This is a genomic window from Firmicutes bacterium HGW-Firmicutes-1, assembly GCA_002841625.1.
Lineage (GTDB): Bacteria > Bacillota > Clostridia > Lachnospirales > Vallitaleaceae > HGW-1.
Map to the genome: position 1 here is coordinate 1 of PHAG01000002.1, position 16142 is coordinate 16142.

The 16142-nt window shown below is 31.7% G+C and carries 14 protein-coding genes; 13 read left to right on the forward strand and 1 reads right to left on the reverse strand.

The annotated features are described in order from the left end of the window. Positions 1–160 precede the first annotated feature (160 nt). The 7 genes from CVU84_01910 (at position 161) to CVU84_01940 (ending at position 7725) form a co-directional block, all read left to right on the forward strand. Positions 161–646: a GNAT family N-acetyltransferase gene (locus CVU84_01910; protein ID PKM95579.1), complete on the forward strand. Its 486-nt coding sequence runs from the start codon at positions 161–163 to the stop codon at positions 644–646. 201 nt (positions 647–847) lie between these two features. Beyond that, complete coding sequence (locus tag CVU84_01915; GenBank protein ID PKM95580.1) at positions 848–1336, forward strand: N-acetyltransferase; 489 nt, start codon at positions 848–850, stop codon at positions 1334–1336. A gap of 275 nt (positions 1337–1611) precedes the next feature. Next, complete coding sequence (locus tag CVU84_01920) at positions 1612–2172, forward strand: hypothetical protein (GenBank protein ID PKM95581.1); 561 nt, start codon at positions 1612–1614, stop codon at positions 2170–2172. Positions 2173–2433: 261 nt separating this feature from the next. Continuing rightward, positions 2434–3795: a hypothetical protein gene (locus tag CVU84_01925; GenBank protein PKM95582.1), complete on the forward strand. Its 1362-nt coding sequence runs from the start codon at positions 2434–2436 to the stop codon at positions 3793–3795. A gap of 366 nt (positions 3796–4161) precedes the next feature. Next, entirely contained in the window at positions 4162–4962 is an 801-nt protein-coding gene (locus CVU84_01930) for a hypothetical protein (protein PKM95583.1), read from the forward strand. A gap of 153 nt (positions 4963–5115) precedes the next feature. Continuing rightward, positions 5116–6762, forward strand: coding sequence for a hypothetical protein (locus tag CVU84_01935; GenBank protein PKM95584.1), 1647 nt, complete (start codon positions 5116–5118; stop codon positions 6760–6762). A gap of 192 nt (positions 6763–6954) precedes the next feature. Next, the gene (locus tag CVU84_01940) at positions 6955–7725 is read left to right on the forward strand and encodes a hypothetical protein (protein PKM95585.1); all 771 of its coding nucleotides are present in this window, start codon (positions 6955–6957) and stop codon (positions 7723–7725) included. A 241-nt stretch (positions 7726–7966) separates the two neighbouring features. Here the strand turns inward: CVU84_01940 and CVU84_01945 are convergent, their stop codons facing one another. Then, positions 7967–9064 carry an IS110 family transposase gene (locus tag CVU84_01945; GenBank protein ID PKM95586.1) on the reverse strand — a complete coding sequence of 366 codons (1098 nt, stop codon included), beginning with the start codon at positions 9062–9064 and terminating at the stop codon, positions 7967–7969. Between the two features lie 498 nt (positions 9065–9562). On the opposite strand from CVU84_01945, the gene CVU84_01950 reads away from it, so the two are divergent. From CVU84_01950 to CVU84_01975, 6 genes are all read left to right on the forward strand, one after another. Further along, positions 9563–10747, forward strand: a complete 1185-nt coding sequence (locus CVU84_01950; protein ID PKM95587.1) for a hypothetical protein — start codon at positions 9563–9565, stop codon at positions 10745–10747. A 340-nt stretch (positions 10748–11087) separates the two neighbouring features. Beyond that, the gene (locus CVU84_01955; GenBank protein PKM95588.1) at positions 11088–12755 is read left to right on the forward strand and encodes a hypothetical protein; all 1668 of its coding nucleotides are present in this window, start codon (positions 11088–11090) and stop codon (positions 12753–12755) included. 212 nt (positions 12756–12967) lie between these two features. Beyond that, positions 12968–13531, forward strand: a complete 564-nt coding sequence (locus CVU84_01960; protein PKM95589.1) for a hypothetical protein — start codon at positions 12968–12970, stop codon at positions 13529–13531. 210 nt (positions 13532–13741) lie between these two features. Next, on the forward strand, positions 13742–14911 hold the full coding sequence (locus tag CVU84_01965) for a hypothetical protein (GenBank protein PKM95590.1): 1170 nt from the start codon (positions 13742–13744) through the stop codon (positions 14909–14911). Continuing rightward, positions 14884–15309: a hypothetical protein gene (locus CVU84_01970; GenBank protein PKM95591.1), complete on the forward strand. Its 426-nt coding sequence runs from the start codon at positions 14884–14886 to the stop codon at positions 15307–15309. The genes CVU84_01965 and CVU84_01970 overlap by 28 nt, the downstream gene beginning before the upstream one ends. A gap of 230 nt (positions 15310–15539) precedes the next feature. After that, complete coding sequence (locus CVU84_01975; GenBank protein ID PKM95592.1) at positions 15540–16049, forward strand: N-acetyltransferase; 510 nt, start codon at positions 15540–15542, stop codon at positions 16047–16049. The last annotated feature ends 93 nt before the right edge of the window (positions 16050–16142 follow it).

Below are 16142 nucleotides of genomic sequence, written 5' to 3' on the forward strand. Positions count from 1 at the left end.
AACATCACATAACAATATATTGCCAACATTCATCAGCTTGAAGTGTTATAAAGTCGAAAGTACTTGATCTGATGAACGTCGGCAATACGCGAACGTTATGCGACAGTTCACACTAGGTTTTTATTACACACGATAGAGTTTATACAAGGAGAGAAATAAAATGGACAGAGCTGTAATTTGTATAGTCGAATATGACATAAAATATGCAAAAGAGATATCAAGTCTGATTATTCGCAATCTGAAGGAGGTCAATTCAAAGGATTATCCGATTTCAGAGATAGAAGCACTTGCAGAGAGATTTAGTGAAGTTAATATAGATAATTTACTTAGAGATAGAAAAGTGTTTGTGGCTGTTTGGAATGAAAAGGCAATAGGTACTCTAAGTGTTGTAAATAAACGGGGAGGAGAAGTTTTTGATTATATATTTCTAACAATTTTTGTTAATCCGGATTTTCATAGAAGAGGAATAGGTAAAAAATTAATGTACGAAGGCGAAACATATGTGAAGGGTCTTCAAGGAAAGACAATATCTATTCCTTCATCAATCACATCAAGTGAATTTTACGTACGAATGGGATACGAGTATATTGAGGGCATAAAAAAATTAGATGATAGTGGACATTATTGGATGGTAAAGAAAATTTAAAGATTTTCTATTGATTATTGTTGTGGCTGTTTCCGTGCGAACCATCGCATAACAAGTTGTTGCTAAAATTTATCAGTTTTAAGTTTTTGAAGGTCGGGAATTACATGAGCTGATAAACTTCGGCAACAACGAAGACGTTAAGTGACATTGCGCGTTAGTTCATAGTAAAGGTACAAGATTGAAGAAATGGAGATAAGGTATATGAATATTACAATTAGAGAATTTCAGAGTGAGGATATTAATTCAATTGTTTCCATTTGGAATGAAGTTATTGATGAAGGCAATAGTTTCTTTTGGAGAAGACATTTTTCTAATGACGAGATGCTACATATAATAAGTAGTCAAAAAGCAGTCTATTGCTCGATGTTTAATGAAGAAGTTATTGGATTCTATATTTTACATGACAACTTTCCTGATAGAGGGAATCACATATCAAATGCATTATATGCCATAAGAAAGAAATTTAGAGGGAATGGTATCGGTAAAATGTTAGGGGAACACTCTTTGAGAATTGCTAAAGAATGTGGTTACAAGGCGATGCAATTTAACTCTATTGTATCAACAAATACTGTTTCAATACATTTGTGGGAAAGTTTGGGATTTTCTCGTGTTGGGCATATATATAAAGCATTTACACTTGATGATATGGAAGCTGTTGACATTTACATATATTATAAATCCCTAAACTAAACATAAGAAATAATTTCTTGAAGATTAATTATTTTATGGCTGTTGGAAGTTTCCACGCGCAACATCACTTAACAATATATTGCCAACATTCATCAGCTTAAAGTAATACTAAGTCGGGAAGTTCTTAAGCTGATGACCGTCGGCAATACGCGAACGTTAGATGACATCCCTCCTCTAGAAAAGTAGAGCTGTATCAAATCTGCAACATCAATTGTTGATGTATAGAGCAAAGTTATATTTAATTAGTAAAATAGGATTGTTTATTGGAGGAAAAAATGAAAAAATCAGAAATTAAAGAAATTATTAACCGTTCTATTGACCAGAAAAATCTTTGCAGAATATTTTTCCGTTATGATTTACATTATTGGTATTATTTTCCGCTAATTTCGAATGATAAGTTATTATTTGGTGCGAAGGAAGATGACTTTATAATCGATGGATACTCAATTCGTCGTTTTGTAGATGTCACTAAAGTTCAGATTAAAGAAGATAAATGTGTTGAAATTCTACAAAGGGAAGGAATTGTCGATAGCATAAAAACACCAAACATAGATATATCAGACTGGGAAACGACTTTTTTGTCTTTAAAAATAATGAATAAAAATATTATTGTAGAAAAAGAAAGTCTTAATGATGATGAATGGGAATTTGTAATTGGAAGAATCGATAGGGTATATAAGAAATTCGTTTATGTTTATCATTTTGATGCAGATGGAATCTGGCAAGAGGAGCCATATAGAATTCCATATACAGAGATTACAAGTGTTTCTTTTGGAACAAGATATGTTGAAACTTTTTCAAAGTATCTTAATGAATTACCGAAGAAATCTATATAATATAAAATTTGAGTTTATTGGCATCTTCCGAGGGGGGACATCATCTAACAAGATGTTTCCGACATTCATTGGCATTATGATTCATTAGCTGGTAAGTGTATGAGCCAATGAACATCGGAAACACGCAAACGTTAGATGACATCCCCCCTCTAGAGAAAGGGCGTAGAAAATGCTGTTGATAGGTTTAAATATTTAATGAAGCAGCAATCTATTAGAATTTAAATTGATTACACTAAAATTTGTTTTGAAAGGGGTTTTACGGTGGACAATTGTTACGGACAATTTGGATGGAAGGAATTTTACAGAAATAGAAAAGATATACTTGCAGAATTTGATAAAATAAAGGAACTGACTATCAATAGACCGGTTCGTGTTGCGCATGGTCAAGCTGTTGAGGCATATATACGAAAATGGTTATCTGAATTTTTACCAAAAAAATATGGCGTCACATCTGGGTTTATTATTCCAGATTTATATGATGATAGTAAAAAGATATATCATTACGACATTATTATTTATAATGTCTTAGAGTCGCCAGTTTTGTGGAGTGAAGGGAATATTGATGATAGCGAACAAGGTAAATATCGGGCTATTCCTGCTAAATACGTAATGGCGGTTTACGAAGTAAAATCAAGGCTAACAAAAGAAAATGCTACCGAAGCTTTGGACAAACTTGATGAAGTTAAGGAGATTTACCATCAGCTTAATTCGAATTATAGTTGTGGAATAATATTTATTGACTTAATGAAAAGTGATAATTACAAAGATTCAATACTCAAGGAGCTCTTTAGAGGAAAAGATATTTATCACTTTACAGGTGGAATAATCCTTAGATTTGAGGGAGATAGTTCTTGTACAGGACTATTAACATTAATGCATAATGATTCAAATGAGAATATTCATAATATAAAGAATGAATGTAAACCACTAGCTAGAGTTATTGATGATTTGGAAATATATATGACTGAGGATAGAAAACTTAAACTTGAGAGTAAAAATTGTGGAGTGACCATAACGAAAACTGATGAAAAAAGTTGGAGTATTTCAAAAATCTACAGTGTAACGTATAGTGAAGAAAATTTATCGCTGTTTTTAAATTGGTCAAGGAATAATTTCACAGAATTTTGTAAGAGATTGCTTGCCAATTTAGAAGGTATTCCATTAATTCATAGTTCAAGTCTTTCATTTGGTACAATATTTGATAGTGTTGAGACTAAAATGGCTCAACCACAGTCTTTAGAACCAATAGATGGGTTCCCATATGTTAAACTTAACCTTTATAAAGGTGGAAAAAATGATGAGTTATATTGCTTCAATGATGACTACAATAATTCGTCATTAACAATTTGGATGAAGTTTGAGAATCATAGTCAAGTAGATGTGATATTATCAGATGATTCTTTTGAGAGCCAACTAGAATTAAAAGCTATGCAATACGGAGTTAAACAATTGAATTTTCATATAAATGTGCCTGCTGATTATGAAAATGTACATTCATTTATAGAGTCAAAAAAGCTAACGTTTAAGTATCGTACCGTTTATTACTTTAATGAAACTGAGAAAGAGTTCTATTCTGTTGAGGCCGAAATTAAGATTCACAAAAATGAAATAAGTATTTTATAGGAATTTGTTATTCAAATTTATAGTATTTCAAATAAAATTATTTCAGCGCTTTCATTAGCCAGTATGTTGAATTAGGGTTAAGTATTTTGAGCTAATGAACATGGAAAAGCAAATATTGTTTGTAAATTAATTACTATACAAAAAAGTACGAAATTGAAAGGGAGATCAAAAATGGTTTGATGCTAAATTTGAGTTGACTGGCAACTTCCGAGGGGGGACATCATCTAACAATATGTTCACAACATTCATTAGTATATAAGGTGACTAAGTTTCAAATGAATGAGCTGATGAACGTCGTGAACACGCAACCGTTATGTGACATTTTTATTAGTATATAAATTGAAAAATATTTTAGGAGGATTTAATATGAGCGAGATTAGTATTGGAGACATACTAAAAGTTTCTATTGTTACATACAAAGAAAGATGGAAGACACTACTATTGATAAGTTTAATTAGTACAATTATTTCTACTTCTACCGGGATATTTAGCATTATTATTACCTCAATAGGAATATCACTGCTACAAGTGTTGTTGTTACTTGTTAATCTAGTTATTATGGTAATTAGTGTATATTTTACATCTAGATTATTCGTAACTTTGATAATTGCTTCAAACAACTCACTAAGTAATGAAGATGTAATTATATTTCATAGTTATGAAGAGGCAAAGCATACAACTTGGAGGTATATTGGAATAACATTATTATTCGGATTGATGTTATTTATACCAATATTATTGATGATATTTGGAATATTTAATGGAAGTTTGATGGATATATCATTACCAATTAGAGGGATACTTGTTATTGTTGGGTTGTTGCCAGCAGTTTATTTAAGTACAACATTCTATTTCTCTATTTATGCAGCTGTTTTATACCCTAATGAAACAAGTGTTTTCTCATACAGTAAACAATTGGTAAAAGGTAATTTTTTTAAAGTGTTAATAATTACATTAATACCTATAGTAATTACAGTTCCAATAATTGCTTCAAGTTTTTACCAAAATATGAATGAAATAAGTGTTGGATTACAACTTATATATTCTCTTGTAAGAAGTATACATGGTATGCTGATTGCACCATTTACAGTGTTGATTTCTATAGTTGCTATGGAAAGATTGGAAAAAACAAAAGAGAATGGCCACTTCCATAAAAACGTCACATAACAGAGTGTTGCCAACATTCACTCTCTCTGGGGGAAGTCTTTGGGGTCAGAGTGAACATCGGCAACACCCGAAACGTTATGCGACAACTGGGCTATAATAAGAAAATGGAAAAGAGATCATTATTCTAGTTCTGATAGGGGGATAATATTTGAAATGAGTTCATTTAAAAGGAAGAAACATAATTACTGTAATAGATTTTTTGTTATAGGTATAATTTGTTTTTTATTTATTAATAGACCAACAATATCGATTGTTCAAGCCAATGGTGGACCTGTTGATGGTAATGGATTAATAGAAGGAGGAAATATTGAATTTATTGGGGTTGATGATATTAGTATCATTGAAGAAAATTTAGATATTGTTATTACTAGAGATTATGTAGATGTCAATGTAGAGTATATCTTATCTAATGAAGGGCAAGAAAGAGAAGTTGATTACATATTTCCAATATTGATTTGGCTAGAAGAACATGGAAACGGTTCGGCTTTTATCGATAATATAAGTATGAAAGATGGAGACAGCGAATTAGAATATAGCATAATAGAAACAGAAATAGATAATGACGAAACCGGAAAAAGATTTAATGATGATTATGGTAGTGCAAAAATACAGAATTTATATAGCCAATTATTTTTCAATGAAAAAGAAATGAAGAAGCTTATTATTTCATATAGAACGAAAGGAATGTTTTTAGATTGGGGCATATCAAATACTTTTTTTCTACACGATTTATCAGATAATTATTTTAGTTATGATTTATCTCCAGCATCTAATTGGGGGGATGGGCAAGCTGATTCATTTTTTCTAACTGTGGATTATTCTGACTTATTACAAGCTGAGGGTAATATAATAAATACAAACTTAACTAATTTTGAAGTTAATAACTTTGATGGAATATATACATATAAAGAAAAAGATTATGATTTCAAAAAGCATTCCATGATTGAAATAGAGTATAGTAATAAAATATATAGAGAAAAGAATTATATGCAAAAAACAAGGCTAGAACAAGATGCATTCAAAGAAGTAAAAGTATCTTCTACACTAGTTGCGCTCGGAGATTATAGTTATCAAAATACAAATTTATTTGACAATAATCTAGATTCTTGTTGGTCAGAGGGAGTAAAAGGTGTTGGAATAGGGGAAACAATAGAATTAACATTTGATCAAGGGATTTATTTGACGGGAGTTGCATTAGTTAATGGGAATATTAGAAATGAGGAGACATATACCAATAACAATAGGATCAAAGAGCTAAAAATAGAATTTATTGATGATTTAGGACAAGTTACATCAGTTAAAGACATTTTATTTGAAGACATAAGCTATAATAATATTGATAAAGATCATATTTACAATAATATGAAAGTAATACTGGATTATGGGGACGGTAGAAAAGTAGAACGTGAAAACACAATTATTAGATTAACTATTTTAGATGTATATGCTGGTAAGAAATATGATGATACATGCATTTCGGAAATACTTGCCTATGGATACTATTCAAATGAAAATGATAACTTTACAGATGTAAATAACTTAGCAAGTGATTTCGTGGAAGGCGAGGATTTGAAAGATAGTTTATCTGATAGTAACGAAATTGATAAATTACGAACGATGAATGAATATCTAGTAGATTATCAAAAAAGCCAAGATGAATTAGCAAATAGTTATAGTTCTGTTGATAAAAAACTAACAGTGGAGTCAAACGAGTATTTATTATTGGTGATTGGTCTAATTGTTATCTTAATTGTTATTATAGTTAGGGTTAAAAAACAATACGATAAAACTAATGGTTAATAATTTGATTTATGCAGATTCATTGCTTTCGTCGTCGCATAACAATATGTTCACAACATTCATCAGCCTAAAGTGTGGATAAATGAGAAGTAATTGATCTGATGAACGTCGTGAACACGCGAACGTTATGCGACATAATCTATTAGTATAAACTCAACTTATTTATACAATAAAATTTCTAAGGGGGAAAAAATGCAAACTAAATTTAATAAGAATTTAATGGTTATAGATGTTGTTAAGGAGTCGTTCAAGGTATATATTGAAAACTTTAATATGTTTTTTGGCATTAATGCAATAGGAGTAGTTATTATGTATTTTACAATAAACTTTACAAAACTTGGGCAGGTTTTCAATATAGTAGAATTAACCATTATTATTAATATAATTGGAATTGTGATTAGTTTGTTTGGTATGTACTATAATACAAGAATAAATATAACGCTTATTCTTGCGATAAAAAGTAGTTATAGTGAAAAACGAGTAGGTATTAAAGAAATTTTCATAAATGCAAAAGAATTTACGTGGGGTTATATTGGATTAGTATTATTAAGTGGATTAATTATATCTATACCGATGATTATTTTGATATTTGGATATTCTAAAGTAGAAATACTTCCATTTAAAGTTGCTATTATGATTATTTCAATAATTATAATACTTTATTTAATAGTGATATACGGATTTGCGCCGTTTACGAGAATATTAAGACCTGAAATTAATAACTGCTTTGCTTATAGCAAGAATCTAGTTAAGAATAATTTTTGGAAGGTATTAATTGTATTAATCATATTAATATTAGTTCAATCACCAATCTATATTCTTAGTATTATAGTAGATGAAAGCAAATTAGGTGGTATTGGCGGATTTATTTTTGCTAATTTAGGGTTATTGTTTAATTTGTTAATAGGTCCATTTACATATGGTTTGACAGTAATATCATATTTAATGCTTGACAAGGAGTAGTGATAACCGATGGTTTCCATAGATTACGTCGCATAAACCAGCTAATATATGTCAAGAAGTATTTTTGTAAGTAAATAAGCGCAATCCAATTAAACCTATAAATTAATAGGATTTTACAACCAAACATGATAGAATATTGTTAATTAACAATAGAAAAAAGCTCGTTTTTGGATAACATAGCAAAAATAATTCTGAGTAATTTATGGGCAGTAGCTATTAATGCAACTTTACTAGGCTTACCCTAACTAACTTTCTTAAGATAATACTCAGCTAGAATCGGATTGATTCTACCTTTTGGACGATTAGATACAGCAGCACAGGTGGCTTGATAGAGAGCTTGTCTCAAATAGGGAGTACCTCTTTTAGAAATCTTATTTCTAGAAGAATTATAAGAGCCTGACTGGAAAATAGAGGCATCTAGGCCTGCAAAAGCAGTAAGCTGTTTATCATTAGTAAACTTTTTAATGTCTCCAATTTCACTCAGAATTGTTATAGCAGTGAGCTCTCCAACACCGGGGATACTGATAAGTAGATGATATTCAGGGAGTGTCTGGGCGTAACTGACCATATGATCCCGTGCTTGATGTAAACCTTCTTGGAAGTCTAGTAATAGACGGATATATGTTTTTAAACATAAAGAGGTTGCATCTTGAGCAAGACATTCCCTTGAATAATTAAGGAGATCATCCAACTTAGCACGACACCAAGAATCCGAGTGTTTTGACTCCTTTAAAATACTTAAGAGATGATTAATAGGTGCCATAAGAATGAGCTTAGGATCAGGAAAATCATTAATAAGTTTCAGGGCGGTAGGGCAACAAGTTTTAGTGAAAACCTTTTTGAAGTTAGGGAAAACCAGTTCAAGTAAAGAAAGATATTTTAATTGCAGCTCACTATATGTATGATTAAGAGAAACCCATTGTCTAGAAAAGGTCTTAAGTTCTTCTAAGGCAGAAGAATTGGGAGAATAATAGGAGCAATCATTAGTATAATAGACTTTAGCAATACGTAGGGTATCAATGGGATCCGTCTTAATTTTACGAATAGATTTGGACTTAATATGGCTAGTTTGTAGAGGGTTAAGTACTACTACGTTATAACCAAGGTTATAGAAAGTGGTTACTAAAGGTTTGGAGTAGTTTCCCGTAGTCTCAAGAACAACATCTGGCTTAGAGCCGGAAGCAACCTCGAGATTAAAAAGAACAGATTGAGCCTTTTTAAATCCAGAAACAGAATGATCGAAACAAAAAGTGTTATCAAAAGTGTGATTCAAAGAAGTAAAGGGAGTAGCGAAGCTAGAAGCTTTAGAAACATCGATACAAAGACTAGAATTACGCATAAAAAACCTCCTTTTTGGATATATCTGGGTACGCTATTTACAATCTTACACAGGTTCGCGATGTAATACGGGGTCAAACCCCAACCAGCTTAATGGTGATAAGAAGATAAATAGGATTAAAATACTTTAGGCGACAGGATCAAAGTCCCAACAAGTTGTACATTTTTCACCCAGAAAGATTATGTATACATAAAAATTATAATATAAAGAACATCATATTTCTTGTCTAACATTAAACTGGTTATGAACCGATTATACGAACAAGTTGTTGCCAACATTCATAGCTTTAAGGTTGGACAAGTCCGAAGTTAGTGAGCTATGAACGTCGGCAACAACGCAAACGTTATGCGAAAGATTAACTCGATATTGGATATAAGAAAGTATATTTATATTTTTTTTTAATTATACGTACTGGCGGTTGTACTGCAATAAACCTCAGAATGAATAAATAACAATAGTTATGGAAAAATCAGATTTAAGGAAAGGGTAGTGATATCTATGCGCAATTATATACAACATCTCTATCGTGTTTTATTGGTATTCTTAATATTAAGTACCTTGTCGGGGTGTTCAAGGGTAGAACTATTGAATCATTTGGAAAGCAGAGACACAAAATACTTTCATGAAATGATGGATAAGATTTTTGAAACATTTGATACGGATGATAAAGAGGGGTTGAAGAATCTTTTCTCTGTCAATGTAAGAAATTATAGTCCGGACTTGGATGAGCAAATCGATTCCTTTTTTGAAGTATATAATAGTCCAACAGAGATTGAAGAGATAAGATACTCAACATCCGGTGGTGAACAGATTGAGTATGGAAAGCGACGTACAGAATTGTACAATTCCTACGATATAATAATCAAAGCGGGTGAGATTCGTTATTATATTGCAGTGGAGTTAGTTTCAAGAGATGATTTTGATCCTGACAACGAAGGAATCCAGACACTCAATATTGCTACCCAAGAGGCTCATGACAGTGAATATTTTGTGAACTATTATAGCAATGAGGATAGGGGTGGGGATAAACCGGGTTTATATTATCAGGATTCTACAGAAATGCGAGATGACATTAGATGGATTGAGGGAAGACCTTGGAGGTATACCGATTATGATAGAGAACTGACAACAGATGACCTTGTATCTGTTGTTGAAATAGATGATGATTTCAATAACTTGGTTTCAGTGTTGGGGGAACCGAATTGCTCTTGGGACAATTATGAGTATTACTATTATGAACTTGAAAACGGCTTATTCGCTGTATGCAAAGTAGAGGGTATAAATAATACTATTCGACCTAGGGTTGACGGGCGTGTTGCCAAGCCTGATGTTGTTGTGGCTATTTATATTGCAGATAAAGAAGAGAATATTGAAACCGTATGGATGGCGGATGATATTGTTCAAGTGCTTGGAAGTTATTATTCATATCATTCTGTTGATAGAGAGTTGACGGAGGAAGTTTTTACCACATTTGCATTACGCAGCAATAAGCTAAGTCAACTGAAAGATGATATTGGACTACCCAATATCGATGAACCAATGTATTGGCACTGTTTTTATGAAATTGCCGATCATCGTTATGTAGAATGCCAATTCTTAGGTGATGATATTAAGGAATTTTCGGTTGTAGATTCAGAGAATAAGATATATATAATCTGGGAAGATGAGGAAGCAGAGAACTAGAGATAGAATATTATATTCTTACACTGAGATAACTATACAATAAAAGATAATATGTGGGAATATTACCAAAGTTATCGTGATAGAGCATTATGGTTGATGGAATTGTATAATATTATAACTTAGGATAATAGTGAAGGAGCATAAATGTTATGTTAAGATGAGCTTCCGTTAATCCTTCGCATAACAGGTTGTTGCCAAAATTCACTGACATTAAGTGTATATAAGTCGGAAGCAATTGAGCCGATGAACTTCGGCAACAACGCAAACGTTAGGCGACAGAATCAATTAGTTCAAAACCGTATTCTTAATAATTTATGAAGCTAGATGAAGGGGATAAAATATGCATACATTTATATTTGTAGTTTTTATATTGATTTTGGTATCTTTAATATTCATATACGAACATAAAACAAAAATCAAAAAACTACGCATTCTAATCAAAAAACAGTATGGTAGAAAGCCTAACATAAAAAAATGTGACAGTTTTAAATTAGGGTATTATTGGAGAGAACATGCAGAGAAAGTAGCTGCTGATGAGAAGATAGATGACATTACGTGGAATGACTTAGAAATGGATAATGTATTTTGCAGAATTAATAATTGCAATTCTTTTGTGGGTGAACAAGTATTGTATTCCGCACTACATTGTATATCAAAAAGCAGTTCCTTTATAGAATTACTGGAATTAAAAATTTCTTTTTTTGCAGCTCACGATAAGGAAAGAGAAGATATTCAATTATTGTTATGTGGTCTTGGTAAAGGAAGTGGTAGTTATTTTCTGCCAAGTTTTATAGCCAAAATGGATGCTTTTAGAATATCGGGTATTTGGAAATATCGTTTAATGCAAATTATCCTTGCATCTTCAGCGCTTCCAGTAATTTTTTATAAAAACACGAACTTCTTATTTGTGACATTGTGTGTATTAATTACAAATATAGTGATTTATGCTATCAATAAAGTGAAGTATGAAGTGGACCTGGATATGCTTAATAGTATTATCAAAGTGGTAAATGTAGGATATCAAATTGCTGATACAAAAAAGTATTCATATGAGAATGAATTCCATGACTTAAAGAAAGAAGCTGCGATATTCAAAAAGTTATCGAGTAGGGTTAACATATTACTAAGAAAAAAACAAGCTAGTCTTTCCGGGGATGTCTTTGGTCTTATATTCGATTATCTTATAGGCGGGACTTTGTGGGACTTTATAAAATATGATCAAATAATACGAATTTTAGATGGAAAACAAAATGATTATACTGAATTATATAAAAAGATTGGAGAAGTTGATATGGCAATTACGCTTGCCTCATTTCGAGAGAGTCTTCCATTAGTTTGTACTCCAACTTTTTGGGGAAAACATATATTACAAGTAGAACAAATATTTCATCCGTTAATTGATGAGCCTATATGCAATACGGTAAACATAGACAAGAGTTGTATTATCACGGGTTCAAATGCATCTGGTAAATCAACTTTCATAAAAGCTATTGCAATAAATGTAATTTTAGCACAGAGCATACATACATGCATGGCGAAAAAGATGAACTTGCCCTATGCAAGAATTATTACTTCAATGGCGGTACGAGATGATTTGATGTCTGGAGAAAGTTACTACATTAAGGAAATTAAGTATTTAAATAGAATTGTTCAAAGTTTATCCGAAGAAAGATTGGTTATCTGTGCAATCGATGAGATTTTACGGGGTACAAATACAGAAGAAAGGATTGCAGCTTCTTCTTCAATATTAAAGTTCATAGACAAAAAGAACTGCATAGCAATCGTTGCATCCCATGACATTGAGTTAACACAAATCTTGGATAAAACATATGATAATTATCATTTTTGTGAGCAAATACAGGAAAAGGATATTGCTTTTGATTTCAAGATACATGATGGGGTGACCACTTCAAGAAATGCTATTAAGCTACTGGAATATGTAGGATTTCCTGATGAAATTATAATTGACGCAAAAAAGCCTTTTTTAGAAACAGAAAAAAAGAAGTAATTAATAAAACGAATAAGTTTTGGCTAGTGGACATTTCCATTGATTCCATCGCCTAACAATATGTTCACAACATTCATCAGCATGTAGGTGGACAAGATTGATAAGCTTATTGAGCTGATGAACGTCGTGAACACGCAAACGTTAGGCGACATTTTACACTGGGTTTACTAATTTTGTTAATTATATATGACCATACAAAGGAGTAATACTAAATGTTGGAACAAGTAATAATGGGTATATTATCAGATCAATTAACAAGTGTTGTAGCAAAAAAAATGACTCGTAGTGTTATTGAGGATTTAAGTACGATGGCCGAGGAAGAAATAGCTGCTACTAATGCAGATGAGAGAAGGGGAAATACTAAAAGTAAAAGTAGGTTTAATTTGTCGGATGAAGTTTTTGCAGACTCCATAAAAAAACTTAGCGATATTAGAGATGGGTTTATCACTAAAGCTAATATATCTTTTGGGATTTGCGTATTTTCTGGAGTTGTAGGCATAATTCTAATAATGATTAGTGTTATAATTTATTTGAATAATGGAACAGTAGGACTTGCAAGTATTTCAACTATCTCAGGTATAATATCAGAGTTCATTGCGGGTACTTTTCTAGTTATGTATAATTCAACAGAAAAAAGAGTAAAAGAAATAGGAAATGACTTACATAATATTGAAAAAGTTAATATTTCGTTTAGATTAATAAGTACGATTGATGATAAAGATAAAAAGGATATAATGCTTCATGAGCTGATAAAAAGCTTTAATGGTAGTATTTAGTAATGGGCAACTTCCTGTAAAACATCGCCTAACAAGATGTTTCAGAAATTCATCAGCTATAAGAGTAAACAGGTTTGAAGAAACTGAGCTGATGAACTTCCGAAACACGCAAACGTTAGGCGACAGAATCAATTAGCATCATATTTATATTTACACTATTTCCATTATTGAAATATTAGGAAGTTGAATTATGTTTGTAATATAGGCTTAATGCTAACAATATATGAAAGGAAGAAACATATGATGAAGATATTTATTGATTCGGACGGGTTTTTCTGGCCTGCTGATATTGAACCTGAATATATGAGTATACAACGTCAATTAATTTCTATTGAAAAAGAGCAAGGGTCTTTTATTGAGTTATTTGAACAATACTATCTAGGGTTTCGATCTGCTATGTTCATTTGTGAAGATAGTATAGAAAGTGAAAGCGAAGCAGAAGTAGCGCTACGAGAATGGCGAGAAGGATGTATACATAGTGCAATGAGTTATATGGAAAGTCATATAAAATCAGAAATATCTTTGCCAGTAGACTTCATGTGGATAGTTAGAGAGGCGATAGTAAGCGTGTTGAAAGAAGAATTTCCAGAAGTAGGTAGTATTAAACTTCGATTATCAATGAAGCCTCGATTATCAGCTAGATCTGCTGGTGAAAATATTATATTTCCCGCACTAATTAGAACTGTGTTAAATCATTGTAATCTAGTTATTATTAATTCGGTTTTTCAAGTTATGAACGAAGAAGGCCAATTAGTAGGGGAAGTAGATAATAAACAGAATGCTCGATTTATATTTCCTTATTTATTGTACTGCCATGATGACTTTTCCGTTAGAAATCTTCCGATAATTGGTGCTCATTCAGAAAATGCTCTACAAACTGCATTACTGTTTTCAAATATCCAGATGATATATATTTTTTCACATGAATATGCTCATATTCTTTTACAACACTTTGATGATAACAGATCGATTCTTGATAAAGAAAATGAGGCAGATGCTTTTGCTCTAAATGTCGTGCTTACATATATTGAAAAAGATTCTACATATTCAAAGCAGGATGTTTTAGCTGCTATTAGATGGCTTTTTAAGTATCAGCTCATTGAAGAAAGCATTGGGACTTTAGTTCGAGGAAAATCGTTAGATTTTTTTGAATCTGAGTTTGAGAAACGACGTGGTGATTTTCAATCAGAATTATTTTTAAAACATGATTTGAAAGGTAGTACATTATTTGAATCAATAGGCTTTTGCATGATTGTTGAGCTACAGGCTATTCTTTATGAGTTTGGTCCAAAACTTATTAATGAGATAATTGATGCTTTTAACAAATCAGAAAAAACAGGAGGAATTGAACCGTGGTGGGAAAAAATAACACAAAAGTAGTTTGCGTAAAAATTGAATTAGAACTTGAATCACTAGATAACATAAACAGTTTATTTAAGAGTAATGGTGATACAAATTCCATTCAATTCTGCGATAAAGAATTTGAACTCACACTATTATCAGCAGGTAATGAGTTATCCTTTGGAGGTGGGGTTACAGCCGAACTTCTCATGACATTTTCCATGGGTGTAGCTTCTGGAGTAGTGGGTAATTTTATATTTTCATATTTATGTAAGCAAGCCAAGAAGCTCTCGTTAAACAATCAGCGAACACTAATAAAAGAGGAAAAGATTACTCAAGTAATAGAAACAACAAAAGTCACTGAAACAAAAAAAATCAAAAAAACAAGAACCAAGAAAAAAGAAGTATCTATCGAAAAAAAGATCGGTTCAAATTAGTTACAGAACAGATTTCGCTGTATATGTTATCATTTTGGTTAATGGCTATTGGCAGTTTTCATTGATTCCGTCGCCTAACAAGATGTTTCAGAAATTCATCAGCGTTTAGTTTGATGAATTGTGAATATGTCGAGCTGATGAACTTCCGAAACACGCAAACGTTATATGACAGAATTGACTAGTTTATTAAGTTCGCTTGTATTATAAGGTAAGGTAAAGGAGAAATCATTATGATAAGGATTAGACATGCTAACATAACAGAAAAGTATAAGACATATGAATGGCTATGTTTGTCTGATACAGCGCATATGCATATGGGTGAACCAGATTATCCTAATAGTCCTATTCCAAGTTGGGAGCAATTTAAGGAAGATTTCGAGGACTTTTATTATGAAGAAGTAACCAGAGATAAAGGATCAGTTATGATAATTCTACATAATGATGAAGAGATAGGTTGCCTATGTTATGCCTGTTTTCATCTCAAACCACAGAAGGCAGAATTAGATATCTGGCTTAAAGGAAAAGAATATTGTGGAATTGGTTACGGTACAAACGCTTTAATAGCTTTATGTGAATACTTAGAATTGAATTATAATATCAAGGATTATATAATTAGGCCATCGATTAAAAACTATCGTGCAATTAGGGCATATGAAAAAGTTGGATTTAAGAAAGTACGAAAAGATGAGAAAGAAATAACTATTAATAATTATTTGCTCCATGAATATTTGGGTGAATAACATTATGTTCACAACATTCATCAGCATGAAATTGGACAAATTGGCAAGTTATTGAGCTGATGAACGTCGTGAACACGCAACCGTTAGATGACA

What these genes read in the sequence shown, in the direction of transcription:
- CVU84_01910 (PKM95579.1), top strand. Translation starts at nt 161, where the DNA reads ATGGACAGAGCTGTAATTTGTATAGTCGAATATGACATAAAATATGCA.
- CVU84_01915 (PKM95580.1), top strand. Translation starts at nt 848, where the DNA reads ATGAATATTACAATTAGAGAATTTCAGAGTGAGGATATTAATTCAATT.
- CVU84_01920 (PKM95581.1), top strand. Translation starts at nt 1,612, where the DNA reads ATGAAAAAATCAGAAATTAAAGAAATTATTAACCGTTCTATTGACCAG.
- CVU84_01930 (PKM95583.1), top strand. Translation starts at nt 4,162, where the DNA reads ATGAGCGAGATTAGTATTGGAGACATACTAAAAGTTTCTATTGTTACA.
- CVU84_01935 (PKM95584.1), top strand. Translation starts at nt 5,116, where the DNA reads ATGAGTTCATTTAAAAGGAAGAAACATAATTACTGTAATAGATTTTTT.
- CVU84_01940 (PKM95585.1), top strand. Translation starts at nt 6,955, where the DNA reads ATGCAAACTAAATTTAATAAGAATTTAATGGTTATAGATGTTGTTAAG.
- CVU84_01945 (PKM95586.1), bottom strand. Translation starts at nt 9,064, where the DNA reads ATGCGTAATTCTAGTCTTTGTATCGATGTTTCTAAAGCTTCTAGCTTC.
- CVU84_01950 (PKM95587.1), top strand. Translation starts at nt 9,563, where the DNA reads ATGCGCAATTATATACAACATCTCTATCGTGTTTTATTGGTATTCTTA.
- CVU84_01955 (PKM95588.1), top strand. Translation starts at nt 11,088, where the DNA reads ATGCATACATTTATATTTGTAGTTTTTATATTGATTTTGGTATCTTTA.
- CVU84_01960 (PKM95589.1), top strand. Translation starts at nt 12,968, where the DNA reads ATGTTGGAACAAGTAATAATGGGTATATTATCAGATCAATTAACAAGT.
- CVU84_01965 (PKM95590.1), top strand. Translation starts at nt 13,742, where the DNA reads ATGCTAACAATATATGAAAGGAAGAAACATATGATGAAGATATTTATT.
- CVU84_01975 (PKM95592.1), top strand. Translation starts at nt 15,540, where the DNA reads ATGATAAGGATTAGACATGCTAACATAACAGAAAAGTATAAGACATAT.